General features: G+C 70.5%; 12 protein-coding genes. 8 read left to right on the forward strand and 4 right to left on the reverse strand.

Annotation, left to right across the window (positions count from 1 at the left end; genetic code table 11):
• Positions 1–68 precede the first annotated feature (68 nt).
• Positions 69–1331 carry a site-specific integrase gene (locus tag AX721_RS10085; protein WP_068875885.1) on the reverse strand — a complete coding sequence of 421 codons (1263 nt, stop codon included), beginning with the start codon at positions 1329–1331 and terminating at the stop codon, positions 69–71.
• Between the two features lie 126 nt (positions 1332–1457).
• Here AX721_RS10085 and AX721_RS10090 point away from each other — a divergent pair, with 126 nt between their 5' ends.
• From AX721_RS10090 to AX721_RS10115, 6 genes are all read left to right on the forward strand, one after another.
• Entirely contained in the window at positions 1458–2165 is a 708-nt protein-coding gene (locus AX721_RS10090) for a DnaJ family molecular chaperone (protein WP_082765737.1), read from the forward strand.
• 105 nt (positions 2166–2270) lie between these two features.
• Positions 2271–2561 carry a hypothetical protein gene (locus AX721_RS10095; RefSeq protein WP_068875887.1) on the forward strand — a complete coding sequence of 97 codons (291 nt, stop codon included), beginning with the start codon at positions 2271–2273 and terminating at the stop codon, positions 2559–2561.
• A 102-nt stretch (positions 2562–2663) separates the two neighbouring features.
• Positions 2664–2957 carry a putative quinol monooxygenase gene (locus AX721_RS10100; protein WP_068875888.1) on the forward strand — a complete coding sequence of 98 codons (294 nt, stop codon included), beginning with the start codon at positions 2664–2666 and terminating at the stop codon, positions 2955–2957.
• A 5-nt stretch (positions 2958–2962) separates the two neighbouring features.
• Positions 2963–4189, forward strand: coding sequence for an acyl-CoA dehydrogenase family protein (locus AX721_RS10105; protein ID WP_068875889.1), 1227 nt, complete (start codon positions 2963–2965; stop codon positions 4187–4189).
• 73 nt (positions 4190–4262) lie between these two features.
• Entirely contained in the window at positions 4263–5099 is an 837-nt protein-coding gene (locus AX721_RS10110) for an SDR family oxidoreductase (protein WP_068875890.1), read from the forward strand.
• A 129-nt stretch (positions 5100–5228) separates the two neighbouring features.
• The gene (locus AX721_RS10115; protein WP_068875891.1) at positions 5229–5738 is read left to right on the forward strand and encodes a hypothetical protein; all 510 of its coding nucleotides are present in this window, start codon (positions 5229–5231) and stop codon (positions 5736–5738) included.
• Here the strand turns inward: AX721_RS10115 and AX721_RS10120 are convergent.
• From AX721_RS10120 to AX721_RS10130, 3 genes are read right to left on the reverse strand one after another with little or no spacing between them, the layout of a single operon-like run.
• Positions 5735–7726, reverse strand: a complete 1992-nt coding sequence (locus AX721_RS10120; RefSeq protein WP_068875892.1) for a CHASE2 domain-containing protein — start codon at positions 7724–7726, stop codon at positions 5735–5737. The genes AX721_RS10115 and AX721_RS10120 overlap by 4 nt on opposite strands.
• Entirely contained in the window at positions 7723–9030 is a 1308-nt protein-coding gene (locus AX721_RS10125; protein WP_068875893.1) for a FecR domain-containing protein, read from the reverse strand. The genes AX721_RS10120 and AX721_RS10125 overlap by 4 nt, the downstream gene beginning before the upstream one ends.
• Positions 9027–9734, reverse strand: coding sequence for a response regulator transcription factor (locus tag AX721_RS10130; RefSeq protein ID WP_068875894.1), 708 nt, complete (start codon positions 9732–9734; stop codon positions 9027–9029). Before AX721_RS10130 ends, AX721_RS10125 begins: the two co-directional genes overlap by 4 nt.
• A gap of 396 nt (positions 9735–10130) precedes the next feature.
• Between AX721_RS10130 and AX721_RS10135 the strand changes: the two genes are divergently transcribed.
• Positions 10131–10775 carry a PEPxxWA-CTERM sorting domain-containing protein gene (locus AX721_RS10135; protein WP_068875895.1) on the forward strand — a complete coding sequence of 215 codons (645 nt, stop codon included), beginning with the start codon at positions 10131–10133 and terminating at the stop codon, positions 10773–10775.
• Positions 10776–11030: 255 nt separating this feature from the next.
• On the forward strand, positions 11031–15965 hold the full coding sequence (locus tag AX721_RS10140; protein ID WP_068875896.1) for an autotransporter domain-containing protein: 4935 nt from the start codon (positions 11031–11033) through the stop codon (positions 15963–15965).
• The last annotated feature ends 351 nt before the right edge of the window (positions 15966–16316 follow it).

Here is a 16316-nt window from a genome sequence, read left to right on the forward strand (position 1 = left end):
GCGGGCCTGGCCTCAGCCAGCGACCTGAGCGATGGACGACAAACCTTCGCGACGCGCGCTCGCGAACTCTAAGCAGCGCGGCGGATGGGCACGATGTTGGGAGGCCGCGTGGGGAAGCACCATTTCGACCAAGCCCTCATCACGGGCCGCCGTCGCGCAAGCCACCGGTCCCGCAAGTAGGCAGCGCTTGTCTGGCCCCCGATGCGGTGGGCGATACAGGTTTCCATGAGTTCCCGATCAAACGGTGGGTAAGGCCCGTGCGGGATCGCCGAACCCCACCCCACGAGTGAGGTCCGGAAGCCGTGGGTCGTGACCGTGGGATTGATGCGCTTCACCCGCTTCCACACCGCGTGGTGGGTATAGGCCTTGCCCGTCTGTGCGCTTGGGAAGATCAACGATTTTGGGTTTGGCTTGCGGCAAGGCCGAACCTGGCGGAGCAGGCGCGCCATACCCGGGGTGATCGGGACTTCGTGCGCCTCACCTCGCTTGTCGTCTTCCATCTTCATTCGGCTCGCCGGCACGGTCCATGTGCGGCGTTGCCAATTGATCTCTCCCCAACGGGCGTGGGTCGCCTCCTTGCCGATCCGCACGCCCGTCAGGATCGCCCACTCGACGATCCTTGCGCTCATCAGGGGGTCGGCGCGTAGCTCGGCCATGAAGGCGGGAACCTCTTCGTAGGCTAACGAAGGGTGGTGTTTGGTAATGTGTTTACGGCGTCGACCCATCATGTCGCCGATCAGCGCCGGGTCTGCCGGGTTTGCGAAGGGTTCGTCGGGCCGAGTGTTGCGATGACGGTGCTTCAATACACGGCTCACGCGCTGGCAGATCACCACGGCCTGGGTTGGGGTGGCGTACCAGTAGGGCTGCAGCAGCGCCTTCACGTCCGTGGCTTTGATCTCGTCGATCAAAAGAGTCCCGAACTTGGCGGTGGTAACGGTCATCTGCCGCAGCCAGTCCTTGCGACCCTTTGGAGGAGCCAGCGCGTCCGCATGCTCCTTTGCCCAGCCGGCGAACGTGGGCGAGACTGCGTCGACACCGCCAAGCTCTTCCGATGCTCCGGGCTTCTTGCCCTCACGCAACAACAGACGGTCGGCGTCGCGGAGCGCACGCGCATCTGCGAGGCTGATCTCGTCAGGGTAGGTTCCCGGGATCGCGCGCTCGGCGCCTTTTCCTTGCCACTGGAACCGGTGAATGAAGTGGCGGTGGCCCGCCGCGGTGATCTCGAAGAACAGCCCTCCGCCGACCGCAAGCCGGCGAACAAGGACGCCTGTTGCGTTCACGTGGGGTTTGAATGCGCGGACTTCCCTGTCCGTGACGGTGGCTTTCGTCATGGCTGCGTCCTACAACTCGTCCTACAAAATCGCCCGGGGGATGGGGCAATGGGACGAAACACCTTGGACGCTGAGACTTCAATACGTCATTGAAGTTATTGGGAAATTGGAACGGAAAGAAACCCCCTGAAAGAGCCCTTTTCCTTCTGGCGCAAAATTGCCGGCCTGGCGGCGCGCAAGGTCGATGAGGCGGAATGCGATGTCTGCCCGCCCGGCCTTCCGGGCGAAGATCCTGCATTCTCCACGGCGGTGACGGCCCTCGGCGCCAAGCTGGCCAAGGTCGACGGCGAGGCGCGTGCGGCCGAGTACGACGCCTTCCACACCGTGTTCCAGGCCGACGCCGGGAGCGAGGGCAACATCCGGCGGCTCTACCAGTTGGCCCGGCAGACCACGCGCGGCTTCGAGGGCTATGCCCGCCGGCTGCGCAAACGCTACGGCGCCTGCCCGCAGCTGCTGGAGGACGTGCTGGACGGCCTGTTCCATATCGCCGCCTCCGACGGCGTGGTGACCGGTGACGAGCTGGCCTACCTCGAACGGGTGGCGGAGCTCTTCGGCCTGTCGCCCCTGACCTTCCGCCGGCTGAAGGCCACCCACCTGGGCGCCGCCAACGACGACCCCTACGTGATCCTGGGCCTGGCGCCGGACGCCTCCGACGAGGCCGTGCGGTCCGCCTGGCGCGCCCAGCTGTCCCAGGCGCACCCCGATCGCGCCCGCGCCCGGGGCCTGCCTGCCGAATTCATCGAGGTGGCCGAGGCCAAGGCCGCCAGCATCAACGCCGCCTATTCGCAGATCGTGCGCGAGCGGAAGTCCATGACCCTGGAGGGTGCGGCATGAGGCCCTGGCGTCGCTTTCCCGACGCATCGGCAGTTGACGTCGGGAACCAGTGTGCTGACATGCATCTTTCACGGATCGGCGGACGCCGCCCGCTGAGGAGCTGATATGGTCAAGGACTTCGCCGCGCCTGAGGGTTCCGCCCTTCGCAGCCTGGCCGCCGTCGGCGCTGCGCTCGCCACGACCGGGGCCGTGATCGTCGGCGCCGTCCTCGCCGTCTTCGCCGCCGCCACGGTGGCGGTGATCGCCGTGATGGCCTCCGCCCTGCTCGGCTTCGCGGCGCTCGCCATGCGCGCCCGCCGCAAGGTCCGCGCCCGGCGCGCCCCCGACGGCGTGATCGAGGCCCGTCACCTGGGCGGCCATCACTGGGTCGCCTACGGCTGGAACGAGCGCCGCTAGCGATACTCTGCGACGTCACGCACGGCGGGATGGCGCACGTCGCGCTTGCCCGCGCCCGCCTGCGCCTCTACCGTCCATTCAAACATCTGTTGGAGGGACGGCATGACCATTGGCGTGATCGCGAAACTGCCCATTCAGGAAGGCAAGACGGCTGAGTTCGAGGCCTTTTTCACCGAACTCGCCAAGCAGGTGCGCGCCAACGAGCCGGGCAACATCGCCTACCAGTTGGTGAAAAGCCGCACGGAGCCCAACGTCTACAAGGTGCTGGAGCTCTACAAGGATCAGGACGCCCTGACCCACCATGGCGGCACCGACTACTTCAAGGCGGCGGGCCCGAAGTTCGCCGGCGTGCTCGCGGGCCGTCCCGAAATCGAATACCTCGACGGCGTGGGCTGACCGCCATGGACCTGGATTTCTCCCCTGAGGACCTCGCCTTCGGCGAGGAGGTGCGCGCCTTCATCGCCGAGGCGTTCGACGACGACATGCGGGCCAAGCTCTCGCAGTCGAAGAACAACCACCTCGACAAGGAGGCCCAGGTCCGCTGGCTGAAGCGGCTGGGCGAGAAGGGCTGGATCGCGCCCGACTGGCCGGTCGAGTACGGCGGCACGGGCTGGAGCCTGGGCAAGAAGTACGTCTTCGACATGGAGATGGCGCTGGCCGGCGCCCCCTCCACCTCGAACATGGGCCTGAAGATGTGCGCGCCCGTCGTGATGGCGTTCGGCACCGACGAGCAGAAGAAGCAGCACCTGCCCAAGATCCTCTCCACCGACGTGTGGTGGTGCCAGGGCTATTCCGAGCCCGGCTCGGGCTCGGACCTGGCGTCGCTGGCGCTGAAGGCCGAGCGGGATGGCGACTACTACGTCCTGAACGGCTCGAAGACGTGGACGACCCTGGCCCAGTGGGCCGACTGGATGTTCTGCCTGGTGCGGACCTCGAACGAGGACATCCGCCAGAAGGGCATCTCGTTCCTGCTGATCGACATGAAGACCCCGGGCATCTCCATCCGCCCGATCGTCACCCTGGACGGCCCGGCGGAGGGCGAGCAGGAGATCAACGAGACCTTCTTCGACAACGTCCGCGTCCCAGTCTCCAACCGGATCGGCAAGGAAGGCGAGGGATGGACCTACGCCAAGTACCTGCTGCAGTTCGAGCGCGGCAACGCCTATGCGCCGGGCCTCTCGGCCCAGCTCAAGAAGGTGCGGAAGATCGCGGGTATCGAGCGGTCCGACGGCGGCGGCTCGATGATGAGCGACCCGGATTTCCGCAAAAAGCTCTCCGAGGTCGAGATCAAGGTCGAGGCGCTCAACGCCACCGAGCTGCGGATCTTCTCCGGCCGGGCCAACGGCGACGCCATGGGCGCGGTCTCGTCCATGCTGAAGCTGGAAGGCAGCCAGATGCAGCAGGCGATCACCGAGCTGGCGCTGGAGGCGGCCGGGCTCTACGCCCAGCCGTTCGTACAGGACACCTGGAGCCACCTGAAGGGCGACGGCGCAAACTACTTCCGCGCCGGCCAGGACTATTCGGCCACGGTGGCGCCCACCTACTTCAACTACCGCAAGACCTCGATCTACGCCGGGTCCAACGAGATCCAGCACAACATCATGGCGAAGATGGTGCTGGGGTTGTAGCGGGCCGTTCTATTGTCGCGACGGCCTGAACTCTCCCGAGACACACTGGGCATCGGAGGAGGGAGAGCATCGCATGGGTGAGCACGTCGCGGGCAAGACCGTCGTTATCACCGGCGCCGGCGGCGGGTTCGGTCGGCTGGTGGCGCAGAAGGCCGCCGCCCGTGGCGCGCGGGTGACCTGCGGCGACATCAACGAGCCTGGGGCGCGGGAGACCGTCCAGAGCATCCTGGCGGCCGGCGGCCAGGCCCAGGCGCTCTCGGCCGACGTCACCCGGCTGGAGGACCTCGTCGCGCTGGTCCAGGCGAGCGTCACCGCCTTCGGCGGCGTCGACGTGATGGTCAACAACGCCGGGATCATGCCGCTGGCGTTCTTCTCCGACCACGCGGCGGCCCACGCCGCCTGGACGCGCTGCATCGACATCAACATCAAGGGCGTGTTGAACGGCATGGTCGCCGCCTATGATCCCATGATCGCGGCGGGCCGCGGGCAGATCATCAACGTCTCGTCCATCTACGGCAACTTCCCGGTGGCGGGCGCGGCGGTCTACGGCGCCAGCAAGGCGGCCGTGAACTTCCTCTCGGAGTCCTTCCGGCTCGAGACGCGCGGCAAGATCAAGGTCACCACCGTGAAGCCCACCGGCGTGCCCGCCACGGGTCTCGGCGCGTCGGTGATCAATCGCGAGGCGGTGGTCGGGATCCTGGGGGCCAACATGCCGGCGTTCCAGCAGATGGTCGGCGCGATGACCGACGGCAGCCTGCCCGCCGCCGCCCTCGATCCGGAGGAGATGGACTACGTCTCGCTCGCCCCGGAGCACATCGCCGATGCGATCCTGCATGCGATCGACCAGCCATGGGGCGTTTCGATCGGCGAGATCACGGTCCGCGCCGCGGGGGATCACTTCGTACTCTGAGCGCAAGAGCTCCAGCCATGTTGCGATCGCCCCCGCGCATCCAGATCCGCACGTGTTCGAATCGGGATTTTCACGCGCATCTTTCGCCAGCGTGCTGGTAGGGGCCTGGGCTCGGGAGTAGGTGGCCGTATGCGTGTGCAGATCCTAGCGTCGCTCCTTGCGGTGGCCGTCACGGCCTGCGCCAGCGGTTCGCCGAGGGTTGAGATGCGGGCTGTAGGACCGCTCGCCCCCGCTACCTTCCGGGTCTCGGCGCCGCCAGCGGACGGCGATGCGGCCGGCCGTCGCGTCGACCGCCAGGTGGCGGCCGCCCTGGTCGCGAAGGGGCTCATGGAGGCCGGCGCCGAGCAGGCGGCCGACTACACCGTTGAAGTGGCCATCGCCGACCGCCCGAACGGCGTCGGCGCGGCGATACCGGAGGCGCAAGGGCCGGCGACGCCGATCGTGGCGGCGCAGCGCCGCAGTTTGGCCAGGCCTTTCGTTCGGGGAGCCAGCGCCGTGACCGTGAGGATCCTCGAGACCGGCGCCGGGCGCGAACTTTACGCGGCCAGCGCCACCCGGCCGCATCGCAATCCCAGGCCGGAGCTCGCGGCCGGTCTTGTGGACGCCGCGCTCAAGCCTCTGCAGGTGATGACGCCCTAGTCGGCGCCGGACTCCACCGGCAAGGTCAGGATGAAGGTCGCTCCGCGCCCGGGCGTGCTCTCACACGTCGCGCCGCCGCCGTGCCGGCGAGCCACTTCCGCCACGAGCGACAGACCCAGGCCCACCCCCGGGGCCGCCCGTCCTGCGCCGCGGCCGTAGGGGGCGAAGAGCGCCGGGCGATCTTCCTCCGCGACGCCTGGGCCGCGGTCGCGGATCGCCAGCTGCGCCGTCGGCCGGCCGCCAGTCTCCGTCCGGCGCAGTTCGGCTTCCACGACGCCGCCCGGCGGGCTGAACTTGATCGCGTTGTCGATGAGATTGGCCAGCGCACGCATCAGCAGCGACCGGTCGCCGGTGGTCCAGACCGGCTCGCCGGCGCCGGTGCGCGTGAGGCGTACGGCGGCGCGGCGGGCCAGCGGCCAAGCCTCATCCATCGCCACGTCCAGCAGATCGGACAGGTCGAGCGGCTCAAGGCTGACGGCGCCGCTTTCCGCCTTCGCGAGATGCACGAAATTGTCCGCCAGCGAGAGCGTACGCCGAGCGGCGCCTGCGATCCGCGCCTCGAGATCACTCCGTACCGCCCCGGGCTCCGCCCCCTCGAGCAGCGCCAGGATCGAACTCTGCGGCGAGCGCAGGTCGTGCGACAGCAACTGGACCATCTGCTCCCGCTGGGCGGCGGCGGCGGCGGCCTGCGCGCGCAGGTCCCGCGCCCGCTGGACGGCGCGCTGCATCAGGTCGATCCGCCGGCTGACCACATCGCCTGTCTCGCGGACGGTCGGCGCGCCGTCTTCGCGCGCGAAACGGTCGAGTTCCTGCAGAAGGTAGGAGTTAGCCGCCTGGAGTCGCAGCCAGCCCCACGCCGGGAACACCACGAGCAGGGTGACGAGGGCGGGCGCCGGCGGGATCCAGATCCTGGCCAGGACCAGCAAGGCGCCGCTGATCGCGACGGCCCCGCCCATGGTCCCCAGGGCGACGGCGAGGTTGCGGCGGGGGGAGGCGAGGCGCAGCGCCGCGAGCTGAATCCAGACCAGGGCCAGGGTGATCGCCAGCGAGAGGGAGAGCGGCGCGGGGCGGATCAGCCTGTCCGTCAGCAACCCCTCCAGCAGATTGGCCTGCAGTTCGACGCCGGAGAGGGTCTCGTCGCGCCGCGAGAGCGGAGTGCCATGACGATCGTGCAGGCCGCTCGCCGTGGCGCCCACCAGCACGTAGCGGCCCCGAACGAAGCCGTCCGGGACCTCGCCCTTCAGGAGGCTTGCCGCTGAAACGGTGCGGAACCGGCCCGCGGCGCCGGCGAAGGGGATCAGGACCTCGCCGCGGCGTTCCAGGGCCTCGCCAGGCTGGGCTTTCGGGAGGCTGGCGACGCTCGCGCCCGCCCGACCGGCGCCGACCGTCGCGGCGCAGGTCATCAGATGCGGCGCGCTCCGCGGCCCGGCCGCCTCCGCGAGGTTGGCGCGGCGCGAGACGCCATCGGGATCGAACGCCAGGCTCACGTGGCCCAAGCCTCCGGCTTCGCGCGCGATCACCGCCAGCGGAGGCGTGATGCGGAAACGGTCGCCATTGGGGCCGGGGATTTCGGTCAGCACCGGCAGGCAAACCCGCTCCGCCGCCGCGATGGCGCGGCCGAGCGCCGCGTCCGCCGCGGGGTCCGCGGAGGGCTCGACGAAGAGCACGTCGTAGGCGATCGCCCGGGCGCCCGCGGCGCTCAGGCGGTTCACCAGCTGCGCGTGGACCTGACGGGACCACGGCCAGCCGCCAACCTCGGCCAGCGCACGTTCGTCGATCGCCACGATGAGAATGTCGGATGAGGCCGGCCGAGGCGCCAGCCGCAGCGCGGCGTCGTAGACGAGATTGTCCAACCGTGCGGTCCAGCCGGTGACCAGGAGCAGGACGGCGAGAAGCGTTGCGGCCGCGGAAGCCGCCAGCCACTCCCACAGTCGCTGACGCGGGCGTATCCGATCCTCGTACGGCGTGGGACCGTCCTGGCCGTTCAACGGCCGATCTCGAACCGTTGCGGCGCGGACCATTTTTCGAACAGGCGGCCGCCGTCGCGGCGCGCCACCATCACGCGCCAGTAGTAGACGCCAGGCGGAAGGTCCGTGACGACGATCTGCCGCTCAGCGAGGCCCGGGGTGTCGATGACGGCGGCCGAGGCGTCCGGCGCTCGAGCCAGGATGAAGCGGAAGCTCTCTGCGCCCGCGCCGTCGCTCCGCCACTTGAAGAGGTATTGTCGCCGCGCGCCGGGGACGGTCTGCGGCGGGTCCAGGTCCAGGGCGTTGAGCCGCCGCTCGAACGCGAAGGTTGCTGGCAAACCTTCCAGCCCGGAGCCGTCGATGGCCGTCAGTCGCAGGAAGAAGGTCCCATTCGGGATCTCATCGAAGGCCAGCTGGGGCACCGCCGATTCCACTTCCGAGATCAAGTCGATGAACCCGGCGTCCCGGCCGACCTGTCCGCGATAGGCCACGGCCCCCGAGGCTGGGCGCAACGCGAAGGTCACCCTCGGCTCGTCCTGTAGCCGCAGCGCGCCGGACAGGCTCGGCGCCGGCAGCAGCGGCGTCGGCGCGGACACGGCGCGTTGGGCCGAGGCGCCGAAGCCGGCGGTCACCGACGTCTCGTCGGGCGCGTCGACCAGGGCTTCGCCGACCCGGCCCTCGATCACCTCTACGGTGGAGCGCCCGGCCGTCTCGTCATGACGCACCCGGAACTCGGTGCCACGCACCGCGGAAACGGCGACGGGGGTCAGGATGCGGAACCGGCTATCCGGGGTGGGCAAGGGGGTCACGGTCGAACTGGCGCGCCCGGTGTCCAGCCGGACATCCCGTTGCACGGCGCCCGTGAGGAGGACGCGGCGCAGGCGGGCCAGACGCACGCGGCTCTGCGAGGGCAAGGTCACCCTCGAGCCGTCCGGCAGCTCGATGGTCAGGAAGGCGTTGGCCCCGGTCGAGAGCTCGAACCCTTCGCGGACCGGCATCTCCGGTCGCAAGGCCCCCGCGCCCGTCCCCCGCACGCTCACCGGGCCGCTGTACGCCACGAGGCGCGCCGCGACGGGCTCGGTGCGCAGCAGATCCGCCGGGACGGTGAGCAGACGGCCTATGGGAAGGCGGCGCGGGTCGCCGATGCGGTTCAGCCGCTGGACCTGGCCGCCGGCTGACGGGCTGACGAGATAGCGCTGGGCCAGGTCGTAGAGCGTGTCGCCAGCCCTGACCCGGTACTGGACGGGCGCCTCGGGCGGCTCCGCGCTTCGGGCGGCGACGGGCAGGGCGATCGCGAGGAGGAGAGGAAGCCACCGCAGGATCATGGCGCGGCGCGCCCCTCGGCATCGAGGTGTTCCAGGCGATAGCCGTAGCTGTAGACCGGCGCGAGGCGGAAACCGTTCTCGGGGCGCAGGTCGAGCTTGCCGCGGAGGCGCGAGACGTGCGCGTCGAGCGTGCGCGTCTGCACGTCGGGGCTCCATCCCCAGACCGTCTCCAGCAGGTAGGCGCGCGACAGCTGGCGGTTGACGTTCCTGAACAGGATCAGCGCCAGCGCGAACTCCCGTTCCGTGAGGGCGACCTCTCCGCCGGGCCCCTCCACCGTGAGGTCCAAGGGATTGAAGCGTCGCCCAGCGAATTCCAGGGCCGCGGGCCCGCCGGCGGCAGGGTAGGCGCGCCGGATCAGGGCGCCGATCCGGGCGAGAAGCACCGTGGCGTCGATGGGCTTGACGACATAGTCATCCGCCCCGGCCTCGAGGGCCGCGACGATATCCTCCGATCCCGTCCGCCCGGTCAGCACGAGGATCGGGGGCGTCGGATTGAGGTGCTCGCGCGCCCAAGCGATGACCTCCAGCCCAGACACGTTCGGCACGTTCCAGTCCAGGAGGAGAAGGTCGACGGTCTCCCGCCGAAGGTGGGCGATCAAGGCGTCGCCCGTGGCGCAGATCAGCGGGACATGCCCGCCGCGCCCGACGACGGCGGCGACGTACTGAGCCTGCTCGGGTTCGTCTTCGAGAATCGCAACTTTCACGCCGATCTCCCGGGGGCTTTCTGCCCGCAACGGGCCGCACCGGCCAGCCCCGTCGGGGCTTTGAACACCCTGCGGCCGCAGGCTTTACCCTCCGTTACATTCTGTTCCGCGGGCGTTCTGAAATCCCGAAGCGGGCGGCCGCCGCCCGCGCCCGGTGGAGTGTAACGGGTTGTAAATACGAGGGTTCGGCGGCTCCAACTCCTGCGCCCGCCGTGCGAACAGCGGCCGGCCGAGGCGTCTCGGCGCAGTTGGCCGGTGAGTATGCGTCACATCAGTTGTCTGGCGGGGAACCTTACGTCGCCCGCCCGTTTCCGGGTCCTCGCCCTCGCTGTCCTTGCGACCAGCCTTGTTCTTACGGACCCCGCCCACGCCGTCTGCGTCGAGAAGATGAGCCGCATGCCGATCGCCGCGGCCGCGCCCGGCGCCGCGCCGGTCTATCGCGCGAACATGATGCGAGGCGGCCTGGCTGCGACGCCCGCGGCGGCTCCCGGGCGAGCGCGGGCGTCCAGGCCCAGGGCTGGCGGCCCGCCCAAGGCCCGGGCGGTCCGCAAGGCCGCGGCCCATCGTTCCGCACGAAAGGCGGGCGCCGGCCGGCGCCGCCTCGCCGTGGCCGCGCCAGCTCGCGCGCCGGCGCTGCGGCGACCGACGCCGATGCTTGCCGCCGCCCGGGACCTGGCGACCCCAGTCGCCTACGCTTTGATCGCCACGACCATTTGCGAGGCGGGGCCCGCGGCCGCAGCGCCCGCGCCGCCGGACGGGGCGTCGGGCCTGCCGGGGGACGGCGTGATCCCGGCAGCGGACATGGAGACGGTCCTGCCGCCGATCCTTGGGCCTGGCTTCCTGGGCTTGGAGCCGTCGTTCGGCGATCCCGGCGGAGAGCCGCCCGTCATCGCGCCGCCGATCCCGCCGCCGCCGCTCGCGCCAGTGCCGGAACCAGGGACCTGGGCCCTGATGATCCTGGGGTTCGGCTTGATGGGAGCGAGGCTGCGGCGCGCTGGCCAAGGTTGTCGGCGATCGGGAAGCCCTCCGCGCATCCCGTGAGACGATGCAGGATTGTAAAAAGATGTAACGGATCACCGTAGGTAGTAGAACCTTCATCGACTCGCCGACATGTTGCCGCGGTCGGGTTCGAAGTGGGCCGCGGCGCGAGCGATGACCCGGCCGCCCGGTCCTTCCCGGATCGCGTCCGGCCCCTTGTTCCGCCCGGACCCGCCGCGGATGCCGATCTGAGTGCAGCGTCATCAGCGTGCGGAAGTCCGTGCTCCCGCACGCTGACCAGTATCGAGTAGGGTCGTCATGGTTCGCGTTCACCGTCTGTCGCGCTCGGCGCGAGCGCCCGGCCTCCTGGTCACCGCCTCCTACCTTGCCCTGGCCGCCGCGGCGCTTGCTCCGCACGCCGCGTGGGCGGGGGCCTACAGCGCCGGCAGCGAGGCGGCGCTGAAGACGGCGATCCAGAGCGCGAATGCCGACGCCGACGCCAGCGCCACGATCACCCTGACCGGCGCCTTCGCCATCACCGATCCCGCGACGATCCCGGCGGCGACCAAGCCGATCGAAATCAACACGGGGGGGTTCACGCTCAGTGGGGCCGTGTTCAATGGGCCGGGCGCACTGTCGGTCAGCGGCGGAGGCACGGTCGGCTTCTCGGGGACCACCAGCGTCCTGGGCGGCGACCTTACCGTGAGCGGCGCCACGCTGCGGGTGGAGAGCGGCGCCAAGCTGACCGCCCCCGCCGGCGCCATGAGCCGCATCACCGGCGCCACGTCCGATGTCGTGGTGGATGGCGCCGGCAGCGTGCTGACGAGCGGGCTGATCCGCATCGGCGAAGCCGCCGGCGCCGCGTCCACCGTGACGGTGCAGAACGGCGGCACGTTTCGCTTGAATTCGACTTCGGGCGCGTTCAGCGTCATCGGGTTCGGCGCGAATTCCAACGGCAGTCTCACCGTCACCGGAGCCGGCTCGCGGCTCGAAGTCGATAGTCTGCTCGGCGTGGGGAGCAGCAACGTCAGCGCGGCCGGGACGCTGACAATCTCGAGCGGCGCGACCGCGACCATCGGCAGTTATCTGCAAATGGGCCAGCTTTCCGGCTCGGCGCCGACCACGCAGCCTCATGTGCAGGTCGTCGGCGCCGGCTCGACCCTCGTCGCCGGAAACCAGGTCCGGATCTTCAAGGGCGACATGGAGGTGCTCGGGGGCGCGGTCGTCACAGCGCCCAGCATCCAAATGGGTGGCGCGAACGGGACCTCGATCCTGCTGGTTTCCGGGGCGGGATCCAACTTCACCTCCAGCGGGGCGGTGACGGTGGGCAATGGCAACGGCAACACCAGCATCGTCACCCTGGCAGACGGCGGCGTCCTGAGCGCGGACGGCGGGCTTACCATGGCCACCGCGGCCACGCGGACCGGCGTGCTGAACATCGGCGGGACCGAGGGCGGGGCTGCGGCGGCGGCCGGCTCGCTCAACGCCGCGACCCTGGCCTTCGGAACCGGGACCGGGCGGCTCAACTTCAACCACACCGGGACGAACTACGCGTTCAGTCCCGTGATCACTGGCGCCGGGGCGATCAATCAGGTGGCGGGCGTCACCCACCTGACGGGGAACAGCGCCGCCTTCACCGGGACCACGACGATCTCCGGCGGCGCGCTGCACGTGGACGGGACCTTGGGCGGCGCTGGCAGCTCGGTCTCCGTGGCCAGCGGCGGCGTGCTGGGCGGCTCGGGGAGCATCGGCGGGAACGTTGCCGTCACCAACGGCGTGCTGGCGCCCGGCAACAGCCCAGGGACGCTCAACATCGGGGGGAACCTGACGCTGGCGGCGGCCTCGGTGCTCGACGTCGAGTTCGGGGAATCGAACGTGGTGGGTGGGCCGCTGAACGACCTGGTCAAGGTGGGCGGGGCGCTGACGCTGGACGGGACCATCAACGTGGCGGTCACCGCCGGCGGCGTGTTCGACGCCGGCCTCTACCGGGTGATCGGCTATGGCGGCGCCCTGACCGACAACGGCCTCGTCGTGGGCACGACCCCGCCGGGATCCACCGTGACCGTCCAGACCGCGGTCGACGGGCAGGTGAACCTGGTCAACACCGCCGGCTTCACGGTCAACTTCTGGGACGGTGACGGCGGCGGCAGCTCGGGCAACAACGCCCTGGACGGCGGCGCGGGCACGTGGACGGCGGCCACCACGAACTGGACGATCGAGACGGGCGCGGTCAACGCGGCCTATGTCCCGGACTCCTTCGTCGTCTTCGCTGCGGCGCCGGGTCTGGTGACGGTGGACAACGGCGCCGGCGCCGTGCGGGTGGGCGGCCTGCAGTTCGCCGTCGACGGCTACAGCCTGGGCGGCGCGCCGCTGACGCTGACCGGCGCGGCGGCCACGATCCGCGTGGGCGACGGGACCGCCGACGGAGTGAATTCCACGGCCACCCTGGGCGGCGTGCTGAGCGGGACGGCCAGGCTGGTGAAGACCGATCTGGGCACCCTCGTGCTCTCGGCTGACAACACCTACACGGGCGGCACCCAGGTCTCCGCCGGCCGGCTGCTGGTCAACGGAACCCAGGCGGCGGGCGTGGCGGCCAATACGGTGGGCGCCAGCGGGACGCTGGGCGGGACGGGCCGGCTGGGCGGGAACCTCACCGTCGACGGCGCCCTGGCGCCCGGAGGCCTGGCCGGGCCTGGAACCCTGACGATCGACGGCGACCTCGTGATGAACGCCGGCGCGCGGCTGAACGTCCGCCTGGGCCAGGCGGGGACGACGGGCGGGGCGCTCAACGACCTGCTGGTGGTCAACGGCGACCTGACCCTGGACGGGACGTTGAACGTCACCCAGTCGGCCGGCGGGATCTTCGGGCCGGGCATATACCGTCTGATCGACTACACCGGCGCGCTCACCGACCAGGGCCTCGCGCTGGGGACGCTGGCGGGCACCGGGACGAACGCGATCCAGACCTCCATCGCGGGCCAGGTGAACCTGATCAACACCGCGCCTCCGTCCGGCGGCGGGGGTGGTGGCGGAGATCCTCCCGGGCCGCCGCCCCCGCCGCCGACGTTCAACTTCTGGGACGGCGGCGGCCAGGGCGCGGACGGGGCCATCAGCGGCGGAAGCGGGACGTGGCGGGCGGCCGGCGGCCAGGGTTGGACCGACACCGCAGGCGCGACCAACGGCGCCTACGCCAACGGCGGCTTCGCGATCTTCGCCGGCCAGGGCGGGTTGGTGAACGTCGACAACAGCCAGGGCGCGGTCCAGGCCTCGGGCCTGCAGTTCGCCGCCGACGGTTATCGGATCGGGGGCGAGTCGCTGACGCTCACCGGCTCGGACGCCATCGTTCGCGTCGGCGACGGGACAACGGCCGGCGCGGCCTTCACCGCGACCATCGGTGCGCAACTCACGGGCGATGCGCGCCTCGTGAAGACGGACGCCGGCACGCTCGTGCTCGGCGCGGCGAACAGCTACGCCGGCGGCACGGTGGTCCAGGGCGGTCAACTGGTGGGCTCGGCCGGCAGCTTCGGCGCGGGCGCGATCGTCGACAATGCGGCGCTGATCCTCGACCAGGCGACGGACGCCGCGTTCGCCAACGCCATCGAAGGCGCCGGGACCTTGGCGAAGCGCGGCGCGGGGCGCCTGACCTATACGGGCGCGGCAACGCTGACCGGCCCGACGACGGTGGAGGCCGGGATCCTTGCCGTGGACGGTTCGCTGGGCGGGTCGGCCGTGACGGTGCTAAGGGGCGCGACCCTGGGCGGCTCGGGCGCCGTGGGCTCGGTGACCCTCGAGGCCGGGGCCGCGATCACTCCGGCGGGCGACAGCATCGGCGTCCTGACGCTGAACGGGTCGCTCAGCCAGGCGGCGGGTTCGGTCTATCGGGTCCAGATCGACCCGAGCGGGGGCGCCTCGGACCGTCTCGCGGTGACCGGCTCTGCGAGCCTCGCCGGGGGCGCGGTTCTGGAGGTCTCTCGGGTCGGTTCGGCGCCCTACAGCCTGGGCGCCGTCTATACCGTGCTGCACGCCGAGGGCGGCGTCACCGGAACTTACAGCCTCACCGGCGACCTGGGGCCGATCTCGGCGTTCCTCGGCCTGCGCGACAGCTACGACGCCAGCAACGTCTACCTGACCGTGACCCAGGTGCGGCCGCTGGAGGACGCCGGCGCGACGCCGAACCAGGTCGCCGCGGGCGGCGGCGCCGACAGCCTGCCGGCCAGCAATCCGGTGCGCGGAACGCTGGTGGGCTTGCCCACCGACGCCGGCGCCCAGGCGGCCTTCGACCAGATCTCGGGCGAGCCCAACGCCGCGGCCAAGGGTGTGCTGGTCGCCCAGGCTGCCGCCGTCCGCGACGCGGCTCTGGCTCGCCTGCGAGACACCGTCTGCGAGCTCGGCGATGGCACGGCTCGCGCCGCAGGCTGTTCCGGCCTCTCCGACCGGGCGGCCGGCTGGGCGCAGGGCTTGGGTGGCTGGGGGGAGTTCGATGGCGGCCGCGGGACCGCGGCGGTCGATCACGACACAGCGGGGTTCCTCACCGGCCTCGATCTTCCGTTGGGGGCGTGGCGGCTTGGCGGGTTCGCGGGCTATAGCCGCTCAAGCTGGGATGTGGACGCGCGCCACGCCTCGGGCGACAGCGACGACTATCACGTGGGCGTCTACGGCGGACGGGCCTGGAACCGGCTTCGCCTGAAGCTCGGCGGCGGCTACACCTCGCACGACGTCTCCGCGCAAAGGTCCGTCGCATTCGCGACGATCTCCGACCGCCTGGAGGCGGACTACGACGCCAGCGCCGTGCAGGCGTTCGGAGAGTTCGGCTATCGCTTCGACGGCGCGGTCATCGGCCTGGAGCCGTTCGCCAATGTCGCTCATGTGCGCCTCCGCACCGATGGGTTTGCCGAGAAGGGTGGCGCGACCGCGCTCACTGCGGAGGCGCAGACCATGCAGTCCACGATCGCCATCCTGGGCGTGAGGCCCACGACCCAGGTCGATCTCGGCTCGGCCCGGGCCCATCTGCGAGGCTCGCTGGGTTGGCGGCACGCCTTCGGCGACATCGTTCCCAGGGCGACCCACCGCTTTGTCGGTGGGGCAGCCTTCAGCGTCGAGGGCGCGTCGCTGGCCCGCGACGCGGCCGTGCTCGAAGCTGGCGCCGACCTTGCCTTCGGACATGCGGGCGTGGCGAGCATCACCTACGGTGGTCAGTTCGGAGACGGCGTCACGGATCAACGCGTGCGGGTCGATATCCGTCTGACCTTCTAAGCGAAGCTTCCGTCGACGGCGGCCAGGTCGAGACTGCGACCTTTCCGTCTCGGCTCCAGACGATCGTGCTCTGCCGGGGCGTCGGCGACGCCCCCGGGAGGAAGCGCGTCATCGGCCGGCCGATCGCTGCGATGCGACGCGGGAAACCTCGCGGTCTTCCGCGCCCTCAGCCATTTCGCCTACCGGCATGCCGAGGGCGCCTTCGCCCGACGGGCGCGGCTGAGCCCCCTTACCGCGAGATTGAAGTGGCCGGGCGCGCGCCGACGGAACGTTGAGCGGCGCTCACTGCTTCATGAAACGACGCCGGGCTCATCAGCGACGGACCGGAGGTTCATCTTGGAACGACCGATC

This window comes from Phenylobacterium sp. CCH9-H3 (assembly GCF_001557235.1).
In the GTDB taxonomy this organism is placed as follows: domain Bacteria; phylum Pseudomonadota; class Alphaproteobacteria; order Caulobacterales; family Caulobacteraceae; genus Phenylobacterium.

Bases quoted from the DNA above. Each gene is read 5' to 3' on its own strand.
- AX721_RS10125 (WP_068875893.1), bottom strand. From the start codon at position 9,030: ATGATCCTGCGGTGGCTTCCTCTCCTCCTCGCGATCGCCCTGCCCGTC.
- AX721_RS10110 (WP_068875890.1), top strand. From the start codon at position 4,263: ATGGGTGAGCACGTCGCGGGCAAGACCGTCGTTATCACCGGCGCCGGC.
- AX721_RS10140 (WP_068875896.1), top strand. From the start codon at position 11,031: ATGGTTCGCGTTCACCGTCTGTCGCGCTCGGCGCGAGCGCCCGGCCTC.
- AX721_RS10135 (WP_068875895.1), top strand. From the start codon at position 10,131: ATGCCGATCGCCGCGGCCGCGCCCGGCGCCGCGCCGGTCTATCGCGCG.
- AX721_RS10100 (WP_068875888.1), top strand. From the start codon at position 2,664: ATGACCATTGGCGTGATCGCGAAACTGCCCATTCAGGAAGGCAAGACG.
- AX721_RS10115 (WP_068875891.1), top strand. From the start codon at position 5,229: ATGCGTGTGCAGATCCTAGCGTCGCTCCTTGCGGTGGCCGTCACGGCC.
- AX721_RS10085 (WP_068875885.1), bottom strand. From the start codon at position 1,331: ATGACGAAAGCCACCGTCACGGACAGGGAAGTCCGCGCATTCAAACCC.
- AX721_RS10095 (WP_068875887.1), top strand. From the start codon at position 2,271: ATGGTCAAGGACTTCGCCGCGCCTGAGGGTTCCGCCCTTCGCAGCCTG.
- AX721_RS10105 (WP_068875889.1), top strand. From the start codon at position 2,963: ATGGACCTGGATTTCTCCCCTGAGGACCTCGCCTTCGGCGAGGAGGTG.